Source organism: Sphingobacterium sp. UBA7855 (genome assembly GCA_002500745.1).
Lineage (GTDB): Bacteria > Bacteroidota > Bacteroidia > Sphingobacteriales > Sphingobacteriaceae > Sphingobacterium.
On sequence record DLST01000010.1, the window covers coordinates 190,837 to 217,218 of the forward strand.

General features: G+C 40.5%; 21 protein-coding genes and 1 pseudogene. 16 read left to right on the plus strand and 6 right to left on the minus strand.

Annotated features, from left to right (window positions below; genetic code table 11):
* The first annotated feature begins 58 nt into the window (after positions 1-58).
* From B2107_RS07035 to B2107_RS07090, 12 genes are all read left to right on the plus strand, one after another.
* Positions 59-4,135, plus strand: a complete 4,077-nt coding sequence (locus tag B2107_RS07035; RefSeq protein ID WP_293954428.1) for a two-component regulator propeller domain-containing protein — start codon at positions 59-61, stop codon at positions 4,133-4,135.
* Between the two features lie 185 nt (positions 4,136-4,320).
* Positions 4,321-4,989, plus strand: a complete 669-nt coding sequence (gene fsa, locus B2107_RS07040) for a fructose-6-phosphate aldolase (protein WP_293954430.1) — start codon at positions 4,321-4,323, stop codon at positions 4,987-4,989.
* Positions 4,990-4,996: 7 nt separating this feature from the next.
* Positions 4,997-5,854 carry a transketolase gene (locus B2107_RS07045; protein ID WP_293954432.1) on the plus strand — a complete coding sequence of 286 codons (858 nt, stop codon included), beginning with the start codon at positions 4,997-4,999 and terminating at the stop codon, positions 5,852-5,854.
* Between the two features lie 28 nt (positions 5,855-5,882).
* Positions 5,883-6,842: a transketolase family protein gene (locus tag B2107_RS07050; RefSeq protein ID WP_293954434.1), complete on the plus strand. Its 960-nt coding sequence runs from the start codon at positions 5,883-5,885 to the stop codon at positions 6,840-6,842.
* A gap of 12 nt (positions 6,843-6,854) precedes the next feature.
* Positions 6,855-7,688, plus strand: coding sequence for an alpha/beta hydrolase (locus tag B2107_RS07055; protein ID WP_293954436.1), 834 nt, complete (start codon positions 6,855-6,857; stop codon positions 7,686-7,688).
* Between the two features lie 106 nt (positions 7,689-7,794).
* Complete coding sequence (locus B2107_RS07060) at positions 7,795-10,251, plus strand: glycoside hydrolase family 95 protein (RefSeq protein ID WP_293954438.1); 2,457 nt, start codon at positions 7,795-7,797, stop codon at positions 10,249-10,251.
* 28 nt (positions 10,252-10,279) lie between these two features.
* Positions 10,280-11,836: a glycoside hydrolase 43 family protein gene (locus B2107_RS07065; protein WP_293954440.1), complete on the plus strand. Its 1,557-nt coding sequence runs from the start codon at positions 10,280-10,282 to the stop codon at positions 11,834-11,836.
* A 6-nt stretch (positions 11,837-11,842) separates the two neighbouring features.
* Positions 11,843-13,219: a glycoside hydrolase family 43 protein gene (locus B2107_RS07070; protein WP_293954442.1), complete on the plus strand. Its 1,377-nt coding sequence runs from the start codon at positions 11,843-11,845 to the stop codon at positions 13,217-13,219.
* A 132-nt stretch (positions 13,220-13,351) separates the two neighbouring features.
* Positions 13,352-15,415, plus strand: coding sequence for a hypothetical protein (locus B2107_RS07075; RefSeq protein ID WP_293954444.1), 2,064 nt, complete (start codon positions 13,352-13,354; stop codon positions 15,413-15,415).
* Positions 15,416-15,734: 319 nt separating this feature from the next.
* Positions 15,735-17,147 (plus strand): MFS transporter, encoded by a 1,413-nt coding sequence (locus B2107_RS07080; RefSeq protein ID WP_293954446.1) that lies wholly within the window; start codon positions 15,735-15,737, stop codon positions 17,145-17,147.
* A 14-nt stretch (positions 17,148-17,161) separates the two neighbouring features.
* Positions 17,162-18,313, plus strand: coding sequence for an endo-1,4-beta-xylanase (locus B2107_RS07085; protein WP_293954448.1), 1,152 nt, complete (start codon positions 17,162-17,164; stop codon positions 18,311-18,313).
* 5 nt (positions 18,314-18,318) lie between these two features.
* Positions 18,319-19,290, plus strand: a complete 972-nt coding sequence (locus B2107_RS07090; RefSeq protein ID WP_293954450.1) for a glycoside hydrolase family 43 protein — start codon at positions 18,319-18,321, stop codon at positions 19,288-19,290.
* Positions 19,291-19,307: 17 nt separating this feature from the next.
* Here the strand turns inward: B2107_RS07090 and B2107_RS07095 are convergent, their stop codons facing one another.
* Positions 19,308-20,171 (minus strand): AraC family transcriptional regulator, encoded by an 864-nt coding sequence (locus B2107_RS07095; protein WP_293954452.1) that lies wholly within the window; start codon positions 20,169-20,171, stop codon positions 19,308-19,310.
* Between the two features lie 394 nt (positions 20,172-20,565).
* Between B2107_RS07095 and B2107_RS07100 the strand changes: the two genes are divergently transcribed.
* Positions 20,566-21,582 (plus strand): zinc-binding alcohol dehydrogenase family protein, encoded by a 1,017-nt coding sequence (locus B2107_RS07100; RefSeq protein WP_293954454.1) that lies wholly within the window; start codon positions 20,566-20,568, stop codon positions 21,580-21,582.
* 175 nt (positions 21,583-21,757) lie between these two features.
* Here the strand turns inward: B2107_RS07100 and B2107_RS07105 are convergent, their stop codons facing one another.
* Positions 21,758-21,889, minus strand: a complete 132-nt coding sequence (locus B2107_RS07105; RefSeq protein WP_293954456.1) for a hypothetical protein — start codon at positions 21,887-21,889, stop codon at positions 21,758-21,760.
* A gap of 271 nt (positions 21,890-22,160) precedes the next feature.
* On the opposite strand from B2107_RS07105, the gene B2107_RS07110 reads away from it, so the two are divergent.
* The gene (locus B2107_RS07110) at positions 22,161-22,334 is read left to right on the plus strand and encodes a hypothetical protein (protein ID WP_209574955.1); all 174 of its coding nucleotides are present in this window, start codon (positions 22,161-22,163) and stop codon (positions 22,332-22,334) included.
* A 41-nt stretch (positions 22,335-22,375) separates the two neighbouring features.
* Here the strand turns inward: B2107_RS07110 and B2107_RS07115 are convergent, their stop codons facing one another.
* Both B2107_RS07115 and B2107_RS07120 read right to left on the minus strand, forming a co-directional pair.
* The gene (locus B2107_RS07115; RefSeq protein WP_293954458.1) at positions 22,376-23,134 is read right to left on the minus strand and encodes a TIGR03915 family putative DNA repair protein; all 759 of its coding nucleotides are present in this window, start codon (positions 23,132-23,134) and stop codon (positions 22,376-22,378) included.
* The gene (locus B2107_RS07120) at positions 23,134-24,387 is read right to left on the minus strand and encodes a putative DNA modification/repair radical SAM protein (protein WP_293954460.1); all 1,254 of its coding nucleotides are present in this window, start codon (positions 24,385-24,387) and stop codon (positions 23,134-23,136) included. Before B2107_RS07120 ends, B2107_RS07115 begins: the two co-directional genes overlap by 1 nt.
* Before the next feature lie 178 nt (positions 24,388-24,565).
* On the opposite strand from B2107_RS07120, the gene B2107_RS07125 reads away from it, so the two are divergent.
* Complete coding sequence (locus B2107_RS07125; protein ID WP_293954462.1) at positions 24,566-25,072, plus strand: pyridoxamine 5'-phosphate oxidase family protein; 507 nt, start codon at positions 24,566-24,568, stop codon at positions 25,070-25,072.
* Between the two features lie 85 nt (positions 25,073-25,157).
* On the opposite strand, the gene B2107_RS07130 is transcribed toward B2107_RS07125, so the two are convergent.
* Both B2107_RS07130 and B2107_RS07135 read right to left on the minus strand, forming a co-directional pair.
* On the minus strand, positions 25,158-25,310 hold the full coding sequence (locus tag B2107_RS07130; protein ID WP_112376008.1) for a lmo0937 family membrane protein: 153 nt from the start codon (positions 25,308-25,310) through the stop codon (positions 25,158-25,160).
* A 100-nt stretch (positions 25,311-25,410) separates the two neighbouring features.
* Positions 25,411-25,494 (minus strand): annotated as a pseudogene (locus B2107_RS07135) (ClbS/DfsB family four-helix bundle protein); the annotation flags it as partial.
* 315 nt (positions 25,495-25,809) lie between these two features.
* On the opposite strand from B2107_RS07135, the gene B2107_RS07140 reads away from it, so the two are divergent.
* Positions 25,810-26,259, plus strand: a complete 450-nt coding sequence (locus B2107_RS07140; protein ID WP_293954464.1) for a protein-disulfide reductase DsbD domain-containing protein — start codon at positions 25,810-25,812, stop codon at positions 26,257-26,259.
* Positions 26,260-26,382: the final 123 nt, after the last annotated feature.

The window sequence follows — 26,382 nt, forward strand, 5'->3', positions numbered from 1 at the left end:
TAATTTAGTTGACAGTTGAGCATCGATTTTCTGTGCTGCAGATTACACACCTAAATATATGATACGGACATTACTGTTATTTACTTGGCTGTTGTTGACGTTTTTTTCTTATGGGCAAAACCAACCCGTAACCTTTCAACGCTATTATTCGAAGGATGGCCTTTCTTCCAATACAATCTATAGTATCTATCGCGACAGTTATGGTTTTCTTTGGTTGGGAACAGAGGATGGACTTAATCGCTTCGACGGCCGTCATTACACTGTCTACCGGTATGACGCCAATAAAGAGAATAGTTTAATGGCTAACCATATTTCGGCGTTAAAGGAAGACAGAAAGGGGCGGATATGGATCGGTACGAATGGTGGTGGATTGAGTTATTATGATCGGGAAGCCGACCGGATTCGTTCCTATAATCTTACACCTGATGGTAAATGGGTGAGTACTGCAATCAATTCGATTGACCAGGATGCGAATGGAAATATTTGGATTGCTTCTTATGGCGCTTTATATGTTTTAGATGTAAATGATCTACAAAAGAAGATGGATCCCACCTATAGGTACATTTTAGAAACGTTTGCCGGTAAAGTAACGGGCTGCGTATTCCGGGATAGACATAACAATATGTGGGTATCATCGGAGAACGCAATATACCGTATATCAGCAAACTTAAAGACCATAAAGCGTTTTGAGGTGCTTTCGGAACAGGATGGTTACGGAAATGGTATTGATATTACTTCCATTGCGGAAGATGATATAGGCAGGATTTGGATGGGATCTATGCTAGGACTTAAATATTTGACGCCTGGAGATACTGAATTCAAGAAATTTAAATCGGAGGTCGGAAAAGGAGCGTTGAGCAGCCCCCGAGTTTATACCTTATGCTACAATCAAAAGCAGGAATTATGGATCGGAACGGATAATGGTCTGGATGTATTGCATACCAATAATTTTACCGTTCGAACCTTCAAGCCCGACCCAAGTAATGTCCATAGCCTTTCTCATAAGTCGATACGGTCGATTTGTATGGATAGCAGCGGGATCTATTGGATTGGTACTTTTCAGGGTGGCTTAAATAAGTTTGATACCAATTTAAGTCAGTTTAGTTTAAAAAGCCTTGACTTTTTGGAAGGAAGGAATGGCGATCCGGCCATCGTAACCTCGTTTGCTTCCTATCAAAATAAGATCTATTTGGGAGTTGATGGTGGTGGCATTTGGAAATATGATCGAACAGCTGATCGATTATCACCTTTTGCACTTTCTGCTAGCCTGCCTAAAGATCTTACGGTACTAGCCTTGGAAAGAAAGCTCGATCAACTTTGGATCGGTACTTACCAGCAAGGGGTTATTTGTTATAATTTCACTTCTGGAAATGTCAAACGGTACACCGTTGGCAATAGGACAGATAACTTAAATAATAACGATATCTTTTGTTTAAAAGTTGACTTCGAGGGAAACACCTGGGTTGGCACAAATGGAGGTGGTGTAAACATCATCCAAAAGGGAAGTGGGATTGTCAAAAAATACAGGCGAGAGGAGCCGTCAGATAATGGGGTGGAGTTGCCAGGGAATTTTATACGTGCGCTGTCGGAAGATCAAGAACATAACATGTGGATAGGTACGTATGGCTCGGGTCTAGTGATGTACGACCCCATTAAACAATATACTGTAACGTATGATAAAGCAAAAAGTAAGCTTCCAAGCAATTATATATTAGCTGTGCACACCGATAAAAAAGGGAATTTGTGGGTTGGAACAAATGGAAATGGAGTGGGTTTACTGCGAAAAGGGAAGACATTGTTTGAGACTCTTTCCGAGAAAGATGGTTTAGTGAATGGTGCGATCCAAAGTATTATTGAAGACGATATGGGGCGCATTTGGTTTTCGACAAATAAAGGATTGAGTTGTTACTCTCCGGCAAATAATAAGTTTAAAAACTATTCAAATGCCGTAGGATTACAAGAAGGGGCTTTTATGCTTGGAGCATCGTTGAAAACAGATGATGGAGAAATTTACTTTGGCGGTCAGAAGGGGTTTAACCATTTTTATCCTGCTCATTTAAAAACGAATAGTAATCCTGCCAGGGTGGCACTAACGAATCTAAAAATTGACAATGTGATTATTCAACCTTCAGACAAAGGTCCAATACAACAATCGCTCTTGACCGCAGATCGTATCAATCTGAAGTATAAGCAGAATTTTTCAATTTCTTTTGCTGCATTGAATCTCACGGTGCCGGAAGAGAACCAATATGAGTACCGCCTTGTCGGTTTTGACAAAAACTGGATTCGAAACGGAAAGGAAAACAGCGCCTATTACACGAATTTAGATCCTGGTGATTATGTCTTTGAGGTACGTGCAAGTAACAATGATGGTATTTGGAACAGGGAAATTAAATCGATAGCTATTCACGTTGCACCACCTTTTTGGCGTACAATTTATGCTTATTTATTTTATGTAATTGCTTTTGCTGGAGTACTTTTGTCTATCAGGCATCGAGGAATTCAAAAGTTAAAGCAAAAATTTGCGCTTGAGCAGGAACGTATTCAGGCGAGGCAGCTTATTGAACAGCAAAAAAGAGATGCTGAAACCAAACATCAGTTGGATGCGATGAAGATCAGGTTTTTGACCAATTTGAGTCATGAATTTCGTACCCCAATCTCTTTAATCATGGGGCCCATCGATGCGTTATTGGCCAAAAGTAAAGATGCTAAACTGGGCGATCAGCTTAATTTGATCAGCCGTAATGCCCGCCGGTTACTGAATTTGGTCAATCAGTTACTCGATTTTCGTAAAATGGAATACCATGAGCTAAAATTGCAGGACGAAGATGGTGAATTGGTGTCATTTGTACAGGAAGTATACCGCTCCTTTCAGGACATGGCTTTACAAAAAGGTATAGACTATTCCTTTATTCCCTGTCAGGAAAAATTGTATTGCCGTTTTGACCGCAATAAGATTGAACGTATTTTATTTAATTTGATCTATAATGCCTTTAAATTTACAAAAAAGGGTGGGGATATCGCCGTGAGTATAACAATGGCAAATATGGTCGATAAAAAGCTTCATGTCAATCTTGAAGTTCGTGACACAGGTATCGGAGTTCCGGAGGAGTTTCAAAAGTCCATATTTGAAAGCTTTTTCCAATACGATAATGAGGGTAAAGTGGCAAGTCAAGGTTCTGGAATTGGGCTATCGATTGCCCAATCATTTGTTCAGATGTACGATGGGGAGATTTCTGTAGACAGCCAACAGGGCAGTGGCAGTGTCTTTAAATTTGATCTGTGGTTGGAGCAGGCTGAACCGCAATATGAAGAGGTGCCAGATTGTGAAGCGATAACGACGGTACAGCCTGGTGAACTTAGACAGAGCCCTCTAGTACTGATTATTGAAGATGATGAAGATTTTAGGTATTATCTCTCCGAATCCTTAAAAGAACATTACCAGATCATTGAGGCTACTGACGGGAAGGACGGCTGGCAAAAGGCGCTTTTTCATCATCCCGATCTTGTGGTGAGCGATGTACAGATGCCTTATATGAATGGTATGGAATTTTCGCAAAAGCTTGCTCAGGATAAACGGACAAAACATATCCCGGTCGTTTTACTAACCGCTTCACATGTCGATAATGGACTTGTCTGTGGCCTTGAGTCGGGAGCAGTCGGTTACCTGACTAAGCCGTTTGATATGGATGTACTAGTCGCCAAGGTTAACAGCTTGTTGCAGCTAAATCAGGCGTTCAAGGAAGTCTATAGTAAACAGGTATCTATTTTGGCTCCAGAAGTCACCATAGAATCCGAAAAGGATAAATTCTTACAAAAAGTACTCAAGTATGTCCATGATAATGTTGACAATCCACAATTATCGGTGGAAGCGCTAAGTGCCCATACGTTGATGAGCAGAGCTTCCCTGTATAACAAATTATTGGAACTTACGGGGATGTCACCCGTAGATTTTATCCGTTCAGTAAAATTAGAAAAGGCTGCGAGCTTGTTAGAAAAAAGTGATAAGTCCATTTCTGAAATTGCCTATGAAACAGGATTTGCCAATCCAAACTATTTTACAAAAGTCTTCAAAGCTAAATATCAAATGACACCGAGTGAATATATTCAATCGCAGAAAAGCGCGTCTGTGTGAGCGGTATATAATAGTTGTTTAAAAGGTCGTTTTAGATCATTTTTTTAGAAGGGTATGCTTTTTTAAACATTTTTACCCTTCTTTTTTTTATTTGTTGCAATCCTATCTAGCTGAAAACTATAGTTTTGTTTTATAACCAATCGCTAGAGAGCTAGCGAATACAAAAACTAATCAACTAAAAAAAAATGAAATTTTTTATCGATACAGCAAGTCTCAGTGAGATTCGCTTGGCTCAGAATTTAGGTGTCCTAGATGGAGTAACGACCAATCCTTCGCTGATGGCAAAAGAGGGAATTGCAGGAACGATTCATGTTCACGCACATTACAAAGCTATCTGTGATATTGTAGACGGTGATGTAAGTGCTGAAGTGATCTCAACTGATTACAGTTCGATGATTAAAGAGGGTATGCTCCTGGCGGCTCTAGACAATAAGATTGTGGTTAAGGTTCCGATGACCGAAGATGGTATTAAAGCGATCAAATATTTCAGTACCAAGGGAATTAAGACCAACTGTACCTTGGTATTTTCCGCTGGTCAGGCGCTCTTAGCCGCTAAAGCCGGAGCAACCTATGTATCGCCTTTCGTGGGCAGACTGGATGATATATCAGTTGATGGGCTGGCACTGATCCGCGAGATACGGACGATATTTGACAATTACGATTTCCCAACCCAGATTCTAGCAGCTTCGGTACGCCACAGTGCGCATATTCTGGGCTGTGCAAAAATAGGTGCCGATGTGATGACAGGGCCCTTGCAGGCGATCTTTTCACTGTTAAAACACCCGTTAACGGATAGTGGACTAGCTCAATTTTTAGCTGATCATAAACGCGTTGCTGCGCAAAGTAACAATTGAGATGGTCATGACAAAACATAGTATACATAATTTAGAAGCTATTGTCAAACAAGTACGGAGAGATATAATCCGGATGGTGCATGCGTGCCAGTCAGGACATCCCGGAGGATCGTTGGGTTGTACCGAATTGTTGGTGTGCTTATACTTTGAGTTGATGCAGCGAAACGACCATTTTGACTTGGACGGTATTGGAGAGGATCTATTTTTCCTTTCCAATGGACATATATCTCCGGTGTTTTACAGTGTTCTTGCTCGGGCAGATTATTTTCCGGTCGATGAACTCTCCACCTTCAGAAAACTCAATTCACGCCTTCAGGGACATCCTACGACGCATGAAGGACTTCCTGGTATTCGTGTTGCTTCAGGGTCTTTAGGACAGGGGCTTTCTGTCGCTATTGGTGCTGCACAGGCTAAAAAGTTAAACCATGACAATCATTTAGTGTATGTATTGATGGGGGATGGCGAATTACAGGAAGGCCAAGTATGGGAAGCGGCTATGTATGCCGCACACAACAAAATGGACAATTTGATTGCCATTGTTGATTACAATGGTGCTCAGATTGATGGCGCTACCAACGATGTGCTCTCGCTGGGCGATCTACCGCGAAAATGGATGGCATTTGGCTGGACCGTTATTGAAATTATGCGAGGAAATGATATTGAATCGGTGATATCGGGACTTCGAAAAGCTCAAGCTTCAACTAGCTTAGGCATGCCAGTAATGGTGTTGCTACATACGGAAATGGGTAATGGTGTCGACTTTATGATGGGTTCACATAAATGGCATGGTATTGCTCCCAGCGATGAGCAACTAAGCTTGGCCTTAAATCAGAATGCAGAAACATTGGGGGATTATATCGCTTAATACTCAGCGGATTTTGAAATAGATTATCATGAAAAAATATACATATACAGAGTCAAAAGACACGCGTTCGGGATTTGGTGCCGGTTTGCTTGAAGCAGGGAAGCAGGACGAAAATGTGGTCGCACTATGTGCCGACCTGATTGGTTCGCTAAAAATGAACGATTTTATCAAAGCCTTTCCTGAGCGCTTTTTTCAGATTGGGATTGCAGAGGCAAATATGATGGGAATCGCAGCTGGACTTACCATCGGTGGAAAAATACCTTTCACAGGAACATTCGCTAATTTTTCGACTGGGCGAGTATACGATCAAATTCGGCAATCCATTGCTTATTCGGATAAAAACGTAAAAATAGCAGCTTCGCATGCTGGTCTGACGTTGGGTGAAGATGGAGCGACCCATCAGATATTGGAAGATATCGGATTGATGAAAATGCTTCCTGGAATGACTGTTATCAATCCTTGCGATTATAACCAGACGAAGGCCGCGACACTAGCTGCTGCTAAACACAAGGGACCAGTTTACCTGCGATTTGGTCGTCCCGTGGTGCCGGTTTTTACACCCGAAGATCAGGAATTTGTGATTGGTGAAGCCGTGATGCTGAATCCAGGCACCGCAGTGACTATATTGGCGACAGGGCATCTAGTGTGGGAAGCCATCCGTGCGGGAGAAGAGTTGGAAAAATTGGGTATTGATGCCGAAATCATTAATATTCATACCATCAAACCCCTAGACGAAAAAGCGGTACTGACTTCTGTCGCTAAGACGGGCTGTGTCGTTACCGCTGAAGAACATAACCGTATCGGTGGACTTGGCGATAGTGTCGCACAATTGCTGACGAAGAAAATGCCGAGGCCGCAGGAATATGTGGCTGTGAACGATAGCTTCGGTGAATCGGGGCCACCGAGTGCATTGATGGACAAATATGGCCTGAATGCAGACGCGATAGTAGCAGCGGCGTTACGTGTACTTAAAAGGAAAGAGGTTTAAATCAATTATATTATGAAAAAGATAATCTGCACACTATGGTGCGTTTTCTCTGTCAGCTTAATCGCTCAAGCGCAGCAGGCTGCTCCACAAGGATTTGATCTTGAGCGAGCATTGGCCTCAACTGGAAAAATAGATTCCCTAGTTTATCCTTCAAAAACTGTTGGGGTAACGAGAAAAGCTTTAATCTATACGCCGCCTGGATATCATGCTACTAAAAAATATCCTGTAGTGTACTTGCTGCATGGAATAGGTGGAGATGAAAGGGAATGGTTCAGACATGGAAACCCGCAGGTTATTTTTGATAACCTATATGCCGAGGGAAAGATGGAACCGATGCTGGTTATTATGCCGAATGGCCGCGCTATGCAGGATGACCGTGCTGGTGGTAATGTGATGGCACCTGATCGGGTTGCAGCGTTTTCGACTTTTGAACAAGATCTTCTCAATGACCTTATTCCGTATGTTGAAAATCAGTTTCCCGTTATCAAAGATCGCGAACACCGTGCGATTTTTGGGTTATCGATGGGGGGCGGTCAGGCGCTGAATTTTGGACTGGCTCATCTCGATACATTCGCCTGGGTAGGAGGCTTTTCCTCTGCGCCCAATACGAAGATGCCTCAAGAGTTGCTCCCGAATCCGCAAGATGCGAAGGAAAAGCTAAAACTACTTTGGATATCCTGTGGCGACCAGGACGGCTTGCTTGATATTAGTAAACGTACGCATGATTACCTTTCGCAACATGGGGTGCCTCATATTTATTATCTGGAGCCTGGAGGACATGATTTCAATGTGTGGAAAAATGACCTGTATAATGTTTCGCAATTAATATTTAAGGATAAAAAATAAACACTTTTTAATTAGCAATAAACCAGTACACATTTTGCCGAGCTGGGTTTAACATGGATAAATTGGTTGTTTAGGACAGAAACGGTAAAAAATAGGATGAAGAGAAATGATTAAAAGCCTTATTTGGAAGCATATTATCACATTCATTGGAATCATAACATTGCATACTACACTTTTGTTTGCGCAAAAGCGGTCGGCTTTAACCCTATGGTATGATCGGCCGGCTGATGAACGAATATGGGAGCAGGCCTTACCGCTAGGAAATGGTCGGTTGGGTACGATATTTTATGGAATCCCATCGTGCGAACGTATGCAGCTTAATGAGGAAACTATCTGGGCGGGTAGCCCTTATCGGAACGATAACCCCAAAGGCGGTAGGACATTAAAAACTATTCAGGATTATATATTTGACGGGAAGTCAGCTGAAGCTGAAAAGCTTGCAAATGAAACTTTCTTTACAAAGACCCATGGCATGCCTTATCAAACTGCCGGTAACATACTGTTGCGATTCCCGGGGCATGACAACTATCAGGACTATTATCGTGAACTGGATATTGAGCACGCTGTAGCGCGTTCTCATTATACAGTAGATGGGGTAACATATACCAGGGAGGTTTTCACTTCCTTTGCTGATGATGTGATCGTAATGCAGATCCGGTCGAGCAAGAAAGGAAAACTCAACTGTACCATGACGTATGAGAATGAGTCGAAGCATATTATTTTTAAAAGCGGTGATCAGCTGGTTTTAGAAGGACGAGGAACTGATCATGAGGGGGTTAAAGGAGAGGTTGTTTATCAGATCCATACGGGCGTCAACCTTACGGATGGAGCGCTAGTTGTTGAGGACCAATCGATTACTATAAAGGATGCTACTTCCATTCGTCTTTATATTTCAATTGCTAGTAATTTCAAAAATTATAAACAGTTGGGATCGGATCCCTTCAAGGAGGCCACGGAAAGGTTGCGAAAGGCAATGAGTAAGGATTATCAGCTCGCTTTTCAGCAGCATAAAGCCACTTACAATAAGCAGTTCAACCGTTTTCAACTGCATTTGGGCAGCGTCAACAATGAACAGCAACAGCCTATTTCAACACGAATTGCAAATTTTGCCCGTACGCAGGATCCAGCGCTAGTGACCCTATTGGCTCAATTCGGTCGATATTTGCTTATCTGTTCTTCGCAGCCAGGTGGCCAACCTGCTAACCTACAAGGCATCTGGAACCGCTCCATGCAGCCCGCTTGGGATAGTAAATATACAATCAATATCAACACGGAAATGAACTATTGGCCTGCGAATGTAACTAACCTTTCAGGAACGCTTCAGCCATTATTTTCTATGATTAAAGAACTCAGTGAAAGTGGAAGAGAAACGGCGAAAACAATGTACAATGCTTCTGGTTGGGTAGCTCACCATAATACAGATATTTGGCGTGTGACGAGTCCTATTGATTTTGCGGCAGCTGGAATGTGGCCCAGTGGGGGGCTGTGGTTGTCGCAACACGTATGGGAGCATTACCTTTTTACGGGAGATCGTTTTTTTTTAAAGCAATATTACCCCACTATGAAGGGCGCTTGTGATTTTCTTTTGTCTACACTTATAGTACATCGTGGATATCCAGATCAGCAATGGCTTGTTTTGAGCCCTTCAATTTCGCCCGAACAAGGCCCACTCGCTGCAGGGGTGACGATGGATAACCAGCTGTGTTATGACATGCTCACTCGGACCGCTTTGGCTGCAGACGTGCTGGGTATCGATTCTAGCTACAGGGATACATTGCTAAATACGGCTCGCCGCATTCCACCGATGCATATCGGTCGATATAACCAGCTACAAGAATGGATGGAAGATGTGGATGATCCCCAAAATCAACATCGGCATATTTCACACCTATATGGCTTATTTCCAGGGAACCAAATTTCACCTTTTGATACACCTGAATTGTTTGAAGCAGCGCGTAATTCATTGATTTATCGCGGGGATTTCGCAACAGGATGGTCGATCGGCTGGAAAATAAACTTATGGGCCCGTCTTTTGGATGGAAACCATGCGTACGAAATTATAAAAAATATGCTGACCCTTTCTGATGAAAAACATCCAGAGGGACGTACCTATCCTAATCTTTTTACAGCACATCCCCCATTTCAGATAGATGGTAATTTTGGGCTAACAGCAGGTGTGGCAGAAATGCTGATCCAAAGTCACGATGGTGCTGTTCATCTTCTGCCAGCGATTCCCGATCGATGGGGCGACGGATGGGTAAAAGGCATAAACGCACGTGGGGGATTTGAAATTGAAATGCAGTGGAAAAAAGGAACGATAAAGGAAGTCAGGATATTTTCTGCTTTAGGTGGCATGTTGCGGCTTCGTACAGCTTCGGCATTGGAAGGGTTTGGAATTCAACTCGCAAAAGGTCATCTGAGCAATACTCTTCTTGCTTCAATACGAACACCAAAACCTATCCAGTCAGCTGAATCGCATCTGAAAGGAATTAAATTACCACACTATTACGAATACGACGTGCTGACCGTACCCGGGGAATACTACACTTTTACGGCTTACTGAATTCCTGTGACCATTTAATTATTTTATTATGTTAAGAATTAAAATTAGTGCTTTTGTCTGTGGCTTTATGATCCTGTTTTTGGATTCATTAGCGCAGCAAGCCCGTAATCCAATCATCTTTGCCGATGTACCCGATATGTCCATGATACGCGTTGGTGATACCTATTACATGAGCAGCACCACCATGCACATGAGCCCCGGGGTTCCGATAATGAAATCCAAAGATCTCGTCAATTGGACTTTGGTTAATTATGTGTATGATCGCCTTGGAGATCAGGATGAACTCAATTTGTCGAATCAGAAGAATGCGTATGGGCACGGCTCTTGGGCAAGCAGTTTACGCTTTCATGATGGACAGTACTATGTAAGTACATTTTCTTCCAATACAGGTAAAACACATGTCTATCGCACGGCAGATATTGAGGAAGGAAATTGGGTTTCTACCGAGTTTAGTCCAATGATGCATGATCATAGTTTATTCATTGACCACGGAAAAAATTATATGATTTGGGGTAGCGGACGGATCCATATTGCTGAATTGTCGCCCGACTTTTCAGGCATTAAAGCTGGGACAGAACGCGTGTTAATAGATGATGCTTCTTTACCTGCTAAGCCTAAAGAAGGTAAAGTGGGGCTGCCTGCTGAGGGGTCCCAAATGTTTAAGATCAATGGCTTTTATTACCTTTTTAATATTTCATGGCCCGCTGGAGGAATGCGCACGGTGATTGTCCATCGGGCAAGTCAACTGGAAGGTCCGTATGAAGGGAAAGTGGTTTTGCAGGATCAAGGTGTGGCCCAAGGGGGGCTGATTGATATGCCCGACGGCAAATGGTATGCTTATCTGTTTCAGGATTATGGCGCTGTAGGACGTATTCCATTTTTGGTCCCTGTCACATGGGAAGATGGGTGGCCTGTGCTCGGTATCGGCGGAAAAGTGCCGGCTACCTTAAATCTTCCTGTGAATAAAAGTTTAATTCCCGGAATCGTTAACTCGGATGATTTTGACCGGAAACCTGGAGATAAGCCTCTTCCTCTGGTGTGGCAGTGGAACCATAATCCAGATAATAATCTATGGTCTGTCACAGCGCGAACGGGCTTTCTGAGAATGCATACTCGCGATCTTACCGATGATTTTCTTTCGGCCAAAAACACCCTTACCCAGCGTACCGTCGGGCCGACTTGCAGTGCCGCTATTGCTATAGAGGTTGCTAACATGAAAGATGGTGATTTTGCAGGCCTATCGCTATTGCAAAAAAATTATGGGTTAGTTGGTGTCCGTATGGAAGGAAATACAAAATCATTGGTGATGATCAAAGCGACGACAGGCGTACCGCAAGAGGTGGCTACGGTTGGCCTCAAACAGCAGCGCATCTATCTTAAAGCAAGCTGTGACTTTACAAACAAAAGAGATCTCGCTCAATTTTTTTATAGTACCGATGGGCGCAATTGGAACAGGATAGGCAATGAGTTAAAAATGAGTTATACCATTCCTCATTTTATGGGCTATCGGTTTGGACTATTCAACTATGCAGCTAAAGCCGCTGGTGGTTATGTAGATTTTGATTATTTCCATTTGACAAATTAAGATGATATGATGAAACGTTTTTTTACACAATCCCAATTCGGATTTTTGCTCCTATTCTTCGTTATGGTGGGTAAATTAAGGGCACAAAACCCCATTGTGCAGACTGCTTATACTGCGGATCCCGCCCCTCTGGTGTATAACAACCGACTTTATCTATATACTACACAAGATGAAGAAGAATCCACCTGGTTTAACATGAACAATTGGCGTGTGTATTCAACCGATGATATGGTAAATTGGACCGATCATGGTGCAATTCTTTCTTATACAGATTTTGAATGGGCAAAAGGGGATGCTTGGGCGGCCCAATGTGTTGAAAAAAATGGTAAATTTTATCTTTATGTACCTGTCATTTCCAAAGTGAACAATCGAGGTGCGATTGGCGTTGCTGTCGGAGATAGCCCATTGGGACCATTTTACGATCCTCTTGGAAAACCATTACTGCAAACCGAATGGGGAGATATCGACCCTACAGTGTTTATTGATTATGACGGCCAAGCTCATATGTATTGGGGTAATCCCCAGCTGAAATATGTTAAGCTGAATGAAGATATGATCTCCTATAAAGGTGATATTGTTGAGGTTCCCATGACTGCAGCATCGTTCGGAAAGAGGGAAGGAGACCCGAAACGACCTACGACCTATGAGGAAGGGCCTTGGTTGTATAAAAGAAATAGTTTGTATTATCTTTTTTGGCCGGGAGGTCCTTTGCCTGAATTTATTGGTTATTCCACAAGTGATAAAGCTGAGGGACCTTGGAAGTACGGGGGTATAATCATGCCTGCGGAAGGAAAAGCATTTACAAATCATCCTGGCGTTGTCGATTTTAAAGGGAAAACCTATTTCTTTTACCATAATGGTGCCTTACCTGGAGGGGGGGGCTTTACCCGATCTGTCGCTGTTCAGGAACTGCATTTTAATCCAGACGGCAGTATAGATCCGATGAAAATGACGAGCGGAATTACTCAAGCGACCGGAAAAGTGAATCCCTATGAACTTCATCAGGCTGAAACGATCGCTTGGTCCGAACACGTTAAATCATACCAAAATAAAAAGGTGGGTGTTTTTATAAAGGCAAAAAAAGATGGCGCTTTCACCTGTGTGAAGAATGTTGACTTTGGCGCGAAGGGAGCGCGTAATTTTCTTGCACGGGTAGGAACTACTCATAATGGAGGTATCCGTATGGAAGTACGCTCTGGAGCGGTTGATGGAGCGTTGTTAGCTACGATACAGGTGCCCATGACGGGAGGAGATGACAGATGGACTACAGTTGAGACTGCGCTGTCGGATAAAGTATCGGGACTACACGATCTATATTTTGTTTTTAAAGGTAAGGCACCATCAAATATCCTGTTTTTCGATTGCTGGAAATTTGGGAGGTAAGATAGTAACGTGACGCAAAGTAATTTGAGCCAATAGAAAAAATGCAACAGCATACAAGATAACTCAGCGATTTAAAAAAATTAATTTACTCAATTTATGAAGGGACTAAATATTGTCTTAAAAAAACGGACAATGGTATTTTTATTATCCGTTACAGGAATTTTATCAGCATCAACAGCACTTGGACAGCAACAAAATCACCTCAACGATCCTAGTAAGGGGTTTGTGCACCAGTCTATAGGAAATCCTTACCTACCGCTATGGGAGCATCTTCCGGATGGCGAACCCCGTGTTTTCGAAGATCCCGACCAGCCCGGGAAATATCGTGCTTACATCATTGGTTCCCATGACTTACGTTTTAGCAGTTATTGTGGGCCTGACATTAGAATGTGGTCAGCTCCTATTGAAAATTTGAGCAGCTGGCGGGATGAGGGTGCTATTTTTACTTACGCGATCGATGGTAAATGGGATGTGATGTACGCGCCAGATCTTGTAGAGGTTAAGCGAAAAGATGGAAAAAAGGATTACTACTTGTTTCCTCATAGCAGGGGTGAGGGCCGTGAAGCAATGGTTGTTAAAGGCGATAGGCCTAATGGACCCTTTAAACCTATCAATCTGACTGAAGATGGCAAGCGTACTTTGCCTGGAAGTATCTTAGGATTTGATCCTGCCATTTATATCGAATACGTTACGGACCCTCAAGATCCTGATTTTGAGATTGGATTCCGGGCATATGGTTTTTGGGGATTCCAACGCTCGATGGCTGCACAATTGGATCAGAAAACAATGTATTCGTTGAGGCCCGGTACAAAGGTGATTAATTATTTATTGCCAGCAAGTGCGCGATATGGCGAATTACGCGATCCAAAAGGAACTTCCTATCCTCATATTTTCGAAGGTGAGGATTTGGGAACCTTTAATTTTTTCGAAGCATCATCCATTCGTAAAGTGGGAAACAAGTATGTTTCGGTATATAGTGGTTACTCCGGCCCGGAATATGGTGTAGGAAGTTCAAATTCAACTTTGCGTTATGCGGTAGCGGACTCACCATTAGGACCATGGAAGAGCGGTGGCGTTTTAGTCGATTCACGCGCTCCAGTGTTAAACAAGGATGGATCTGCTATCGAAACGAGTAATGCCGGTCATAACACACATGGTAGTATCGAACTGATCAATGGACAATGGTATGTATTTTACCATAGACCACCACGCGGATTTGGTTTTGCACGTCAGGCGGTGGTTGAACCTATCAAAGTATCTTGGGATGAGAAAAGTGTCAAAGATGGTGGAATGGTGTCCTTAAGAGCGTTCGATCCTTTTCAAGAAAATTTGACTATTAAAGATAAACAGGGCAAAGAGTATAAAGGTGCAGAGGTGACATCGGAAGGATTTCATTTTTATGGATTAAATCCCTATCAGTATTATTCGGCTGGATATGCTTGCTACCTTTCTGATATCAGTTTGCAACAGGATTCATGGGATGTATGGGATAATCATATGCCGGTGACAAATATGAAAAACGGAAATATTGCAGGTTTTAAATATTTCGGATTTGGAGGTTTAGATCAGGATAAGTTTGGATTGAAAGCTTTTGAGGGGACTAAAATTGGAAATCAAACTGCTTTTAATGTGTTTATTACCCCAAAAACAAAAGCTGCATTTAAGGTCAACGTGTGGTTAGATGGCCCGTGGGATAACGAAACCTGGAAAGGTAAGCGAATTGCCCAAATTTCTGTTCCAGCGAATTCTGTGGCAGAAGTCAAGCAATTCACCGTCGACGTATCCAAATTTGTAGATCAATTGGACGGTAAACACGCGTTATTTTTGGTTGCTGAGGGTGAGGAAGGAAAGCCGCTTTTCGATTTTATAGGCCTCGGATTTAGTTCAAAAGACAAAAAAATTGAACGTCCAATACCACCTTCGGTCACCATTACAGTAAATGGGACCAAACTAGCTTTACCATCCATCCCTGTACGATCTACGAATGAGAACGGTATTATCGGTTATCATGTTTATGAAGTTTCCTTTCCGATGAAAGCAAAGGGTAAAAATATGCCTCTGGTAAAAGCGACTGCTGATAATCCTGAAGTTAAGATTAAAGTGAACCAAGCCACTTCGTCGACAGGTTACGCTCAAGTTGATTGCGTTTATAGGGGGCAAACCAAAAGCTATGTGGTAAAATATACTGAGAATTAAACAATAAAAGCTAAGCAGCTTAATAGCAAGTGGAAATGGGCTGTCCAAAAAAGTTTGGGCAGCCTATATTTTTCATGTTATCTAATACATTACCCTATCATTGCTGCTATCTGCATATTGACAGTTAGATTTGTTTTTAAGAAAGTTCTTTTTTAGAATAACGACTTAGTAATCACGATGACGATTTCTTTCGGTTTATTCTTTGTTAAGCGGGATTTTTAAACATTTTTATTGGAATATAAAACATTTGTAATGGGTAATGAAAAAAAGCTACTTGTAATTTTACTATTGTAATACAACTAATCGAATAACCAATTATATGGACCAAAATAGGACAGAAGTGAAGCCTTTCAAAGGTTTTTACAAGCTTTCAACGAAGCAGCGCGTAGGGTTTGGTGCTGGGGATCTCGCACAGAATCTCATTTACCAGACTGTTTCAATGTATCTACTGATTTTTTATACCAATGTTTATGGAATCTCTGCAGCTTCTGCGGGAGTGATGTTTCTCATTGTTCGAATTGTCGATGTACTTTGGGATCCCATCGTGGGCGCATTTGTTGATAAAAGAAATCCTCGAATGGGAAAGTATAGGTCTTATTTGGTGCTGGGAGGAATTCCTTTGACAGGATTTGCAATTTTGTGTTTTTGGAATGGCTTTTCGGGATCTTTAACCTATGCTTATATCACCTATGTTGGTTTATCGATGTTGTACACATTGGTGAATGTTCCGTATGGTGCCTTAAATGCCTCCTTGACCAGAGATACGGATGAGGTTACAAAACTAACGTCTACACGTATGTTTATGGCGAACGTGGGGGGGCTGGCCGTTGGATATGGTGTACCGCTCGTCGTAAAGTATTTCTCTCCAGATGGAAAGATAAACTCGAAAGATTCTGCCGAAGCCTGGTTTGCAACGATGCTGATCTATGCTTTAGTTGGATTAGTGCTTTTAATCTTTTGCTTTTCACAAACAAAAGAACGTGTCATTATGGATGAGAAGGATACGGATAATGTCCAGGTTTCCGACCTGTGGCGAGAATTTAAGCATAATCGCCCTTTGCGTATTTTGGCATTTTTTTTCATTACTGCATTTGCTATGATGGCAATCGGTAACTCGGCAGGATCATACTACATGATTTATAATGTACATGCTCCGGATATGCTACCATATTTTATGGCATTAGGATCTTTGCCTGCTTTTATTTTTATGCCTTTAGTGCCAGCCATCAAACGCGCAATTGGTAAAAAGCAGATGTTCTATGTTTTCTTGACTATTGCAATCCTCGGAATGCTGATGCTATATGTCATTTCATCCAATGAAAGCCTCAAAGGAAATATTGTTTTGGTATTGACTGCTCAGTTTATCAAATCGACTGGAGTAATTGTCGCAACGGGATATATGTGGGCGCTCGTTCCTGAAGTCATTTCCTATGGCGAATATAAAACTGGGAAGCGTATTTCTGGTATTGTCAATGCACTTACCGGTATTTTTTACAAAGCTGGGATGGCTCTTGGGGGTGTGGTGCCGGGGCTCGTGTTGGCATATGTTAACTTTGATAAAGATAATGCAACAGTCCAGTCAGCACGTGCTGAAATGGGAATTCTATGGTTGGTAGCCATTATTCCAGCGATACTCTTGGTAGTGGCCATGTATGTTATTTCCAAATACGAACTGGACGATAGGACTATTGATGCGATCAATCAGGACATAGAGTCTAGACATACTTATTAATTAAAAAATAAATCATGAAGATGTTAAAAACTATTGTTGTGGCTGTAGCGGCCTTACTATCAAATCTATCTGCTTCAGCTGCTTTGCAAAAACTGAAGCTGGCACCTGATTCGTTGACTTTGAAGGATGCATTTGAAGGTAAGTTTTTTATAGGAACGGCTTTAAACCTTGATCAAATCTGGGAGCGGGATGCCGCCGCAGTAGCGGTCGTCAAAAAACATTTCAATTCCATTGTAGCGGAAAATTGTATGAAAAGTATGTTCCTGCAGCCGCAGGAAGGCGTGTTCGATTTTAAAGATGCGGATCGTTTCGTATTGTTTGGAGAAAAAAATAAAATGCAAATTATTGGGCATACGCTCATCTGGCATTCCCAGACACCAGATTGGTTTTTTGTGGATAAAAATGGGAAAGAGGTGACCCGAGACGTACTTATAGCACGCATGCAAAAGCATATTCATACCGTAGTATCACGCTATAAAGGACGGGTGCACGGATGGGATGTGGTGAACGAGGCCATATTGGATAATGGAGAGTGGCGCAAAAGTAAATTTTACGATATTATTGGTCCTCAGTTTATTGAATTGGCATTTAAATTTGCACATGAGGCAGATCCAAATGCGGAGTTATATTATAATGATTATTCAACCGCCGTTCCGGAAAAAAGAAAGGGCATTATTAAAATGATCCGTCAAGTAAAAGCAGCGGGTGGTCGCGTCAGCGGAATTGGTATGCAAGAGCACAATGCACTGGATAATCCACCTATTGATGAGGTCGAAAAAACTATACTCGGATTTGCGGGACTTGATGCGAAAGTAATGGTTACTGAAATGGATATTTCGGTTTTGCCGCATGCTCGACCTAATATGGGCGCCGAAATTGGAGAGCAATATGCTTATACCAAGGAGATGAATCCATACGAAAAAGGGCTGCCGGCAGCGAAAATGGATGAGTTGGGGAGGCGATACGTAGCGTTCTTTAAATTATACCTCAAACATAAGGATAAAATATCGCGTGTGACGTTGTGGGGTGTTGGTGACGGAGATTCATGGAAGAATGGTTGGCCTATTCCGGGACGTACAGACTATCCATTATTATTTGACCGGAATTATCAGCCTAAGCCCTTTTTAAAAGATATCACTTCATTAACACAAAAAAAAAAGAAATAGTAAGCATGAATAAGAGCAAGTATTTGTATCCCAAAGATTATATGGCTGATCCATCAGCACATGTTTTTGAAAATAAAATTTACATTTATCCCTCTCATGATCGAGAAAGTGGAATACCGGAAAATGACAATGGAGACCATTTCGATATGCAGGATTACCACGTATTTTCTCTGGAGGATATTCAGGGGGATGTGGTTGATCATGGTAAGGTGTTAGATGTAAAAGACATTCCTTGGGCTGGTCGTCAGCTTTGGGATTCAGATGTGACGGAGAAAAACGGAAAGTATTATATGTATTTTTCCATGAAGGATAAAAATGATGTTTTCAGGCTTGGTGTCGCTGTTGCAAGTCAGCCCTATGGGCCATTTGTTCCACAGGAGCATCCAATTAAGGGCAGTTATAGTATTGATCCGTGTGCATTTAAAGATACTACCGGAGCGTATTATCTATATTTTGGTGGTATTTGGGGGGGGCAGCTCCAATTCTATCGAAATAATAAGATTATATCACCCAATGAATTGCCTCAAGATCACGAAGATGCTTTGTCTCCAAAAGTTGTGAAGCTGTCTGCTGATATGCTTGAATTTTCGGAGGAGCCAAAGGATCTTGTTATTTTGGATAAAAATGGCATCCCATTGAAACATGGTGATACGGAAAAGCGATTTTTTGAAGCTTCTTGGATGCACAAATATCGAGGGAAATACTATTTTTCCTACTCTACTGGAGATAGTCATTTAATCTGTTATGCCACTGGAGACAATCCATATGGTCCATTTACCTATCAGGGTGTAATTCTATCGCCAGTGGTTGGTTGGACCACGCATCATAGTATCTTGGAATTCAAAGGTAAATGGTATCTATTTTATCATGATTCAGTTCCCTCAGGAGGAAAGACCTGGTTGAGAAGCATGAAAGTTATTGAGTTAACATATGATGAGAACGGTCACATGATAACAATTGATGGATTGTCGTCGTAGATGATTTGAAGCACGATTTATCTACCTATTCGGCGTTTGTAACTCATGGGTGTTTCACCTGTGAATTTTTTAAATAGTCGATTGAAGTAAGAGATATTTTCGAAACCTAATTTAAAGCACAGTTGTTGGATATTATCTTCATCGATTAACATCATCAATTGTGCTTTTTCTATTTTCTTTTGATTGATGTAATGTACAGGTGTGGCATTCATGTGTTTTTTGAAGAGTCGGATAAGGTGATCTTTGGATATAAAAATCAGATTGGCAAGTTGTTCTATAGCGATCGGATGATGGATATTTTCGTCGATGTAATCAAGTACACGCAAAAGCCGTTTTTCCACCTGCGGTATTTTGTTCGTCGCTTCGGCCAGAAATCGGCTCATTAATAAATGAATGATCGCTTGGTTTTCGGCTGCTCTGGCGATAGGTGACGCCGTTTGCAGCGCCATGTTTTTCATTAATTCTGTTGAATTATCATACCCTTTCGGATCATACATTTTTAACTCACGACCTGGATTTAACTCGTAGAGATGCTGAATGACTGTAGCTAACAGCTGATCTGATTTGATTTCCTTCGGGAAAGAGTAGCGGTCGAAAATACTCGATCTTAGCGCTGGATTTTCATAGATATGGATATAGTAGAGTGATAGTTTAGCGGAACAAGCGTAGCTATGTTCGATATATGCAGGTGTGAGATAGAGATGTCCCGGCCGAAGTTTGATGGTTTCGTCCGCTAAAATTATGGATGCTTCTCCTTCACACACATAATGTATCCGCGCAAACGGACTCTGAATATCTTTGAAATTCCAATTCGCCTGATGTTCCGCATAACCAATGTTCAATAGTGTAAAATCAAGTTTATTATTTTCGTTATTTATCATCACCCGAAGAAGAAATAGTTAGCTACAATATTAGTCGTTTTCTTAAAAAGAATAGCGTTTTTAAAGTGAAAATATTGAAAATGTTATAGTTCATTTATCTGTATATGAAGTTTTTTTTCATATTTATTTTTTAAAAATAGCATTTAAGTGTTTGATATCTAGCTTGCAAATTTTTTACATTCTCTGCTAATAGTACGCTAGTGAATCCTTGCGCTTGGATCGATATTGTGTCATTTTTTATCGTTAATGGAGTTTCTTTATCCGTTCTATATAATTATTTTTGGCTATATCATAGTATCAAAGATCTCAAGACAGTAAATCTCTTCAGTTTGATCTTGAGCTTTGTTGTGATAAATAACAATAGCAATGCTATTTAAATTGATGCCATTTATAAATGAAAGCTATAAAAATAGTAAAAGAGGGATCTGTGGAAATCACGGAAATTCCTCAGCCTTCCCTTAAGGATGGACATGTCCTTTTAAAAATAGATTATGTTGGTTTCTGCGGCTCTGATCTGAATACATTTCGGGGTTTAAATCCATTAGTTCAGCTACCAGTTATACCTGGACATGAAATTGGGGCAACGGTAGTTGAATTGGGGACGAATGTTGGAACTGATATTAAGATTGGTACTAGAGTTACGGTAAATCCGTATTCGAACTGCGGTATTTGTACTGCATGTAAAAATAATAGACCTAATGCCTGCCGCTACAATGAAACGATGGGCGTACAGCGCGACGGTGCCATGACAGAATACCTTGTCGTGCCCATTCAAAAGGTCATTGTGGGTGGCCAACTATCGTCAAAAGAATTGGCCTTGGTGGAACCTATGAGCGTAGGCTTCCACGCCGTAGATCGGGCCGATGTCACCGACAGCGATGTCGTATTGGTGTTGGGATGTGGCATGATCGGAGTTGGGGCGATTGTTCGGTCTGCTTTACGGGGTGCCACCGTTATAGCAGTTGACGTGAGTAAAGAAAAACTTGAGTTGGCTAAAAGTCTCGGAGCGACATTTACCATCAATAGCGCAGAGGAAGACTTGGCGGCTAGTTTGGATAAATTGACGCACGCCATGGGGGCTGACGTAGTTATTGAAGCCGTAGGACGCAAGGAAACCTATTTAGCGGCGATTGATGCCGCTGCGTATACAGGCCGGGTTATCTATATCGGTTATGCAAAAGAAGCTATTCCTTTTGATACACAGTTTTTTGTCAAAAAAGAATTGGATATCAGAGGTTCACGTAATGCTACAGCAAAAGATTTTGCAGCGGTAATGCATTATTTGAAAATGAAAAAGTGCCCAATAGAGCAACTTATAACAGGAGTGTATCGCGTAGAAGATGCGCAATTAGCTTTAACATCATGGCTAAGCGATCCTGGACGTGTTTTTAGGCTTTTAATTGAATTTTAAAATTCATATACGTTATTGTCAATGACCGAACAATAGTACGACTCATCATTGCTATGCCCAATAATGGAGCAATAATTACTTTATCAAAAATACGAAAAGCCTTTTTCATATCGCTGGAAAAGGCTTTGACTTAAATCTCTTATCCGTTCATAACTGATGCGGGGGAGATCCAAACTTATTTTTTCTTTCTGGATTTTTTTTCTTCTTCAGCAGGCAAATCTAAAATAGCCATCAATAGTAGATAATAGCCTTTTTCTAATCCCATTTTTTGTGCTTTTTGGTCGATAGTGTCCATATCTTTATTCAATTATTGTTTCTTAACTAATTTCTATTTGATTAATTAGAATCAAACGCTGTACCCAAAATCCGTTATCCATATGCTATCCGTATTTTTAAGGGGTAAATTGCGTAAAGTTTTCACTTTTTAACAAAAAAATACGTGTAATGTGGGTATTAAATTCTATCAAATTATAAGTTAGACCCGAGTTTGCGGTAATAATAACCCGAACATGTTTGCTGTAAAACATTTTCATGTGAATATTGTCTTTAATACAGATTAATAATTAAAATAGATATTTATGAAAAAGATAATTCCATTTGCGCTAATGTCAAGTTTATTGGTGCTCGTATCAAGTTGTGCAGCGATTGAAGGCATATTTAAAGCCGGCGTATGGTCTGGTATTCTATTGGTTGTCGTAGTTGTTGCTCTTGTAATCTGGTTGGTAAGCAAATTGTTTGGTGGATCAAGATAATGATGATTATTTGATCTCTAATCCTTTACTTGCTTAGAAAGCTATGTCTTTTCTACTAGATATTTCCAGTAGCGTTTCGGAACATGCCTTAAATGAAGTTTCAGATTTTTACGTGATTCAATGTTTGTACTCTTAAAGTAGGTTTTCCAAAGATGCTGATAAGCCTTTTCTTGAGGATCGAGATCCACTTCTACCTGATATGGATCTCGAATTTCATCATTTTCATTTGGAGATACTTCGACGATAGTATTTCCATCATAGTGAAAGCCATAATTTCGTTTTAAATCATAAATTAACCAACATTGGTCTGCGAATCGATTTTTAAAGAATTGTACAACAAGTGGAATCACATTGAAATCGGGCTCTACAACGGCAGTATACAGATGGTCATTAGATTTGACAAACCGTATAAATGCTTTCATACGGTGCCGTTCCCGATTGATCTTCTTAATTGATTGATGCAAACGAAGTATAGGGGGATAACCATAATTATGTATATCCAATTGTTTTTTGCGAAATAGTTCTACTATCAGCCGAAATCCATTGAGCCATTCGATATCATTATCGGACAGGAAATTATGGTAGAAAAAAATCGTACTTTGCTTTCCAATTATTTTTTCCATCCCTGTGAGAATGCGGATCGCTTTCTTATTATCTGTTGGAATCAGCCGTTTTTCCGAAAAAAGAACAATTTCCGTCGCTTTTCCTGTTTTAGGAACACTATCAAACTCTTTCCTTTCAAACGCCTCAAATACACAACACAGATAACCGGAATAACTGCCGTCAAAAATATAGTCCATTAGAATAAAGTTAATTGGCTATTCGGACCTTTTATTTGCGATTGGGGATTATGTTCCAGAATGCATTTTCTGATCTTTTCCGGATAGTGAAAGCCCGCAGTGATCAATGTGTCCTGACATAGCATAAAATATTTCGCTCGATTATAAGCTATTCCAATTTTTTGAACTTGATATTCTTTTAATTTGCCAAATTTCCGTGCCTGTATTATTTTTCTAGCGGATTGTCTTCCTATCCCCGGAATTCTTATGATCCAGCTATATGTAGCGGTGTTTATGTCGATAGGGAAGAATTGAGGGTTGCGAAGAGCCCAAGCAAGTTTAGGATCTATTTCCAGATCGAGGTCCTGATGTTTACTATTAAGGATTTCATGAAGCGAAAAGCCATAAAATCTAAGTAACCAATCTGTTTGATAAAGTCTATTTTCACGAACCAGAGGTGGAGCTGTACCAATTTGAGGAAGGTTGGAGTCCGTTGCGTTAATAGGAATGTAACCCGAATAATACACCCTTTTGAGGTTATAATCTTTATAGAATGTATTTGCAGCCTCCATAATTTGGAAATCACTTTCTGGTGTTGCTCCAATAACCATTTGAGTACTTTGTCCTGCCGGTACAAATAAAGGTATTTTTTTATTGGTTTTTCTGTCCTGCTGAACATTTTGGATTTCATTTTTAATTATTGTCAGCGGTTCGCGAACAGATTGATGATCCTTCTCGGGAGCGACAAGTTTTAGTCCTGCTTCAGTAGGTATTTCGAGATTTACACTCATACGGTCAACATAAAGACCTGCTTCCTTTAACAAAGATTCACTTGCTCCAGGAATAGCCTTCAGATGAATATAGCCATTAAACCGCTCTTCAGTTCGAAGCTTCTTGACCACTAACATCAAGCGTTCCATGGTATAATCTGCAGATTTAAAAATACCAGAACTTAAAAAAAGTCCCTCAATATAATTTCGACGGTAGAAATTCATCGTCAATTCGACAACTTCCTTGACCGAAAATGCTGCTCGCTGTACATCATTGCTACGCCGACTCACACAAAAGGAGCAATCGTAAATGCAAAAGTTAGTCATTAAGATTTTTAGAAGGGAAACACAGCGTCCATCTTCAGTATACGTATGGCAGATGCCACTTGCTGACGAATCACCTAAACCACCATTATTTTTTCGCTTACTTCCACTTGAGCTGCAGCTTACATCATATTTAGCTGCATCCGCTAGTATTTGTAGTTTATCGTCAAATCCAAACATAATCAATCCATTCTTTTTACATCTGTAAAAATACTAATATTATTAGTAAAATAGCCGCGTAGAAGTACGTGTTTTAATTTAAAAATATCCTACCCTTTTAGTTAAGATATATTGCTTGAATTTGGTTAAATCGAAAACGATTTAGGGGGGCATGTTGTTCTTTATTAAAAATAATATTATGGCAGAGAATAATTTAAGCGATAAAGACGCTTTAGCAAAGCTAAAAGAAATCGTTGATAAGATTGACGTAGGTACAGTATGCTCTTTTCCACAAGATTCGGACTATCCACATGGTGTCCCTATGAGTAGACAAGAGGTTGATGAAGAAGGTAACATTTGGTACATCTGTTCAGCAGAAAGCGAAACATTTACAAATCTTTCACAAGATTCAAGAGTTTCTTTGTTTTATGCAGATCCTGGGAATTATACCTTTCTCAGTATAAATGGCGATGCGAGTCTTTCCCGGGATCAAGAAAGGATAGATCGTTATTGGAATAAGATGATGGAGGGATGGTTTGAGAAAGGGAAAGAGGATCCAAATATTCAGTTGTTAAAAGTTACTCCTCAAGAAGCTCATTACTGGGATTCAAATTCGAATATGATTGTTAACCTGTTCAAAATGCTTAAAGCGAAAGTAACAGGCGAGACAGAAGATATAGGTAAAGAGGGAGATCTCAATCTATAGTGTGCTCATATCAAATGTATAAAAAGGCTCCTCAATATTGAATTTTGAGGAGCCTTTTCTGTGACTTGAGCAACGTCCCAACCCGTTACGCATTTCCTTTAATAACACGAAGGAGAACTGCTATGATAGCAATGACCAATAGTATATGGATTAGTCCCCCGCCAACAAAGCCGCCGAAAAAGCTGATCGCCCATATGAGTACCAAAATAACTGCAATAGTATATAATAAATTTCCCATAGTAATAAATATATATGTTTATTGAATAACAATATTTATCGAACGATGGTTTACTATATTTAATCTTTTTAATCGTTAACTGCATCCTACTATTTGTTATTTATTTGTGTTTTTTCCATTTACGGATTTTTTCGGTTGCATTTTGATATGGCGAAGCGGTATTAAATTGTATCAAGCGGACTAAGGTCCATTTGCCCTACCACATTACTCCTTAGAGTGTCCTGATCGGCAAAGCGTATGATCTAGCCTGAGCTATTGTTTGATGTATATTGTTTTTTTGAACTTATTATTGAAATTGAGAAAATTGCACGGTTATAAATGAAAATAATGCGGTATATAGTGTTATTTTCTGAAAAATTTATCGTTTAAATGAGATATGGTTGTGTTTTATTCTGTTTATAACGAATATTGATGTGCGTATTTAGGTTCAGGCTCTTGTAGTGAGTATACTGGACAGATGTACTGCCAATGAAATAATAAACTTAAAAATTCATAAAAGATGAAAAAGATTTTAATTTTAGTAGCCCTGGTTATGTTTTCCGTTACGGGTGCTTTTGCTCAGATTCATAAACCCGTTAAATGGACTGTGGCCAGTAAAAAACTCAATAACAAGGAAGCAATTATTTACGTTAAGGCGACTATCCAAAATGGTTGGCACATCTATTCCCAACATGTGAAAGATGGCGGTCCGATACCAACTTCCTTTAATTTCAGTAAAGCTACTGATTATGCGCTAGTCGGAAATACCGCTGAACCAAAACCCAAGATCAAACATGAAGAGGTTTTCAAAATGGATGTAGGGTATTTTACCAATGAAGTTATCTTTCAACAAAAAGTTTCTCTTATTAAAGGAGCTGCGACAGTAAAAGGTACTGTGGAATGGCAAGCTTGTGATGCTTCACAATGTCTTCCTCCAGATGAATACGCTTTTGCTGTAACGGTCAAATAGCCTAAAGCAATTCAAATTTAAAGCAATTGCATGCTTCACCTACCACTATGGATGACTATGAGTAAATGTTATTTAGAATTATTTTAAATAGTTATCTTTGCTTCTATTGGAACAAGATAGGGT

Coding starts and splice junctions, on each gene's coding strand:
- B2107_RS07115 (WP_293954458.1), bottom strand. CDS start 23,134: ATGGACTATATTTTTGACGGCAGTTATTCCGGTTATCTGTGTTGTGTA.
- B2107_RS07035 (WP_293954428.1), top strand. CDS start 59: ATGATACGGACATTACTGTTATTTACTTGGCTGTTGTTGACGTTTTTT.
- B2107_RS07055 (WP_293954436.1), top strand. CDS start 6,855: ATGAAAAAGATAATCTGCACACTATGGTGCGTTTTCTCTGTCAGCTTA.
- B2107_RS07120 (WP_293954460.1), bottom strand. CDS start 24,387: ATGTTTGGATTTGACGATAAACTACAAATACTAGCGGATGCAGCTAAA.
- B2107_RS07075 (WP_293954444.1), top strand. CDS start 13,352: ATGGTATTTTTATTATCCGTTACAGGAATTTTATCAGCATCAACAGCA.
- B2107_RS07060 (WP_293954438.1), top strand. CDS start 7,795: ATGATTAAAAGCCTTATTTGGAAGCATATTATCACATTCATTGGAATC.
- B2107_RS07050 (WP_293954434.1), top strand. CDS start 5,883: ATGAAAAAATATACATATACAGAGTCAAAAGACACGCGTTCGGGATTT.
- B2107_RS07085 (WP_293954448.1), top strand. CDS start 17,162: ATGAAGATGTTAAAAACTATTGTTGTGGCTGTAGCGGCCTTACTATCA.
- B2107_RS07110 (WP_209574955.1), top strand. CDS start 22,161: ATGAAAAAGATAATTCCATTTGCGCTAATGTCAAGTTTATTGGTGCTC.
- B2107_RS07140 (WP_293954464.1), top strand. CDS start 25,810: ATGAAAAAGATTTTAATTTTAGTAGCCCTGGTTATGTTTTCCGTTACG.
- B2107_RS07045 (WP_293954432.1), top strand. CDS start 4,997: ATGACAAAACATAGTATACATAATTTAGAAGCTATTGTCAAACAAGTA.
- B2107_RS07070 (WP_293954442.1), top strand. CDS start 11,843: ATGATGAAACGTTTTTTTACACAATCCCAATTCGGATTTTTGCTCCTA.
- B2107_RS07130 (WP_112376008.1), bottom strand. CDS start 25,310: ATGGGAAATTTATTATATACTATTGCAGTTATTTTGGTACTCATATGG.
- B2107_RS07080 (WP_293954446.1), top strand. CDS start 15,735: ATGGACCAAAATAGGACAGAAGTGAAGCCTTTCAAAGGTTTTTACAAG.
- B2107_RS07095 (WP_293954452.1), bottom strand. CDS start 20,171: ATGATAAATAACGAAAATAATAAACTTGATTTTACACTATTGAACATT.
- fsa (WP_293954430.1), top strand. CDS start 4,321: ATGAAATTTTTTATCGATACAGCAAGTCTCAGTGAGATTCGCTTGGCT.
- B2107_RS07100 (WP_293954454.1), top strand. CDS start 20,566: ATGAAAGCTATAAAAATAGTAAAAGAGGGATCTGTGGAAATCACGGAA.
- B2107_RS07090 (WP_293954450.1), top strand. CDS start 18,319: ATGAATAAGAGCAAGTATTTGTATCCCAAAGATTATATGGCTGATCCA.
- B2107_RS07125 (WP_293954462.1), top strand. CDS start 24,566: ATGGCAGAGAATAATTTAAGCGATAAAGACGCTTTAGCAAAGCTAAAA.
- B2107_RS07065 (WP_293954440.1), top strand. CDS start 10,280: ATGTTAAGAATTAAAATTAGTGCTTTTGTCTGTGGCTTTATGATCCTG.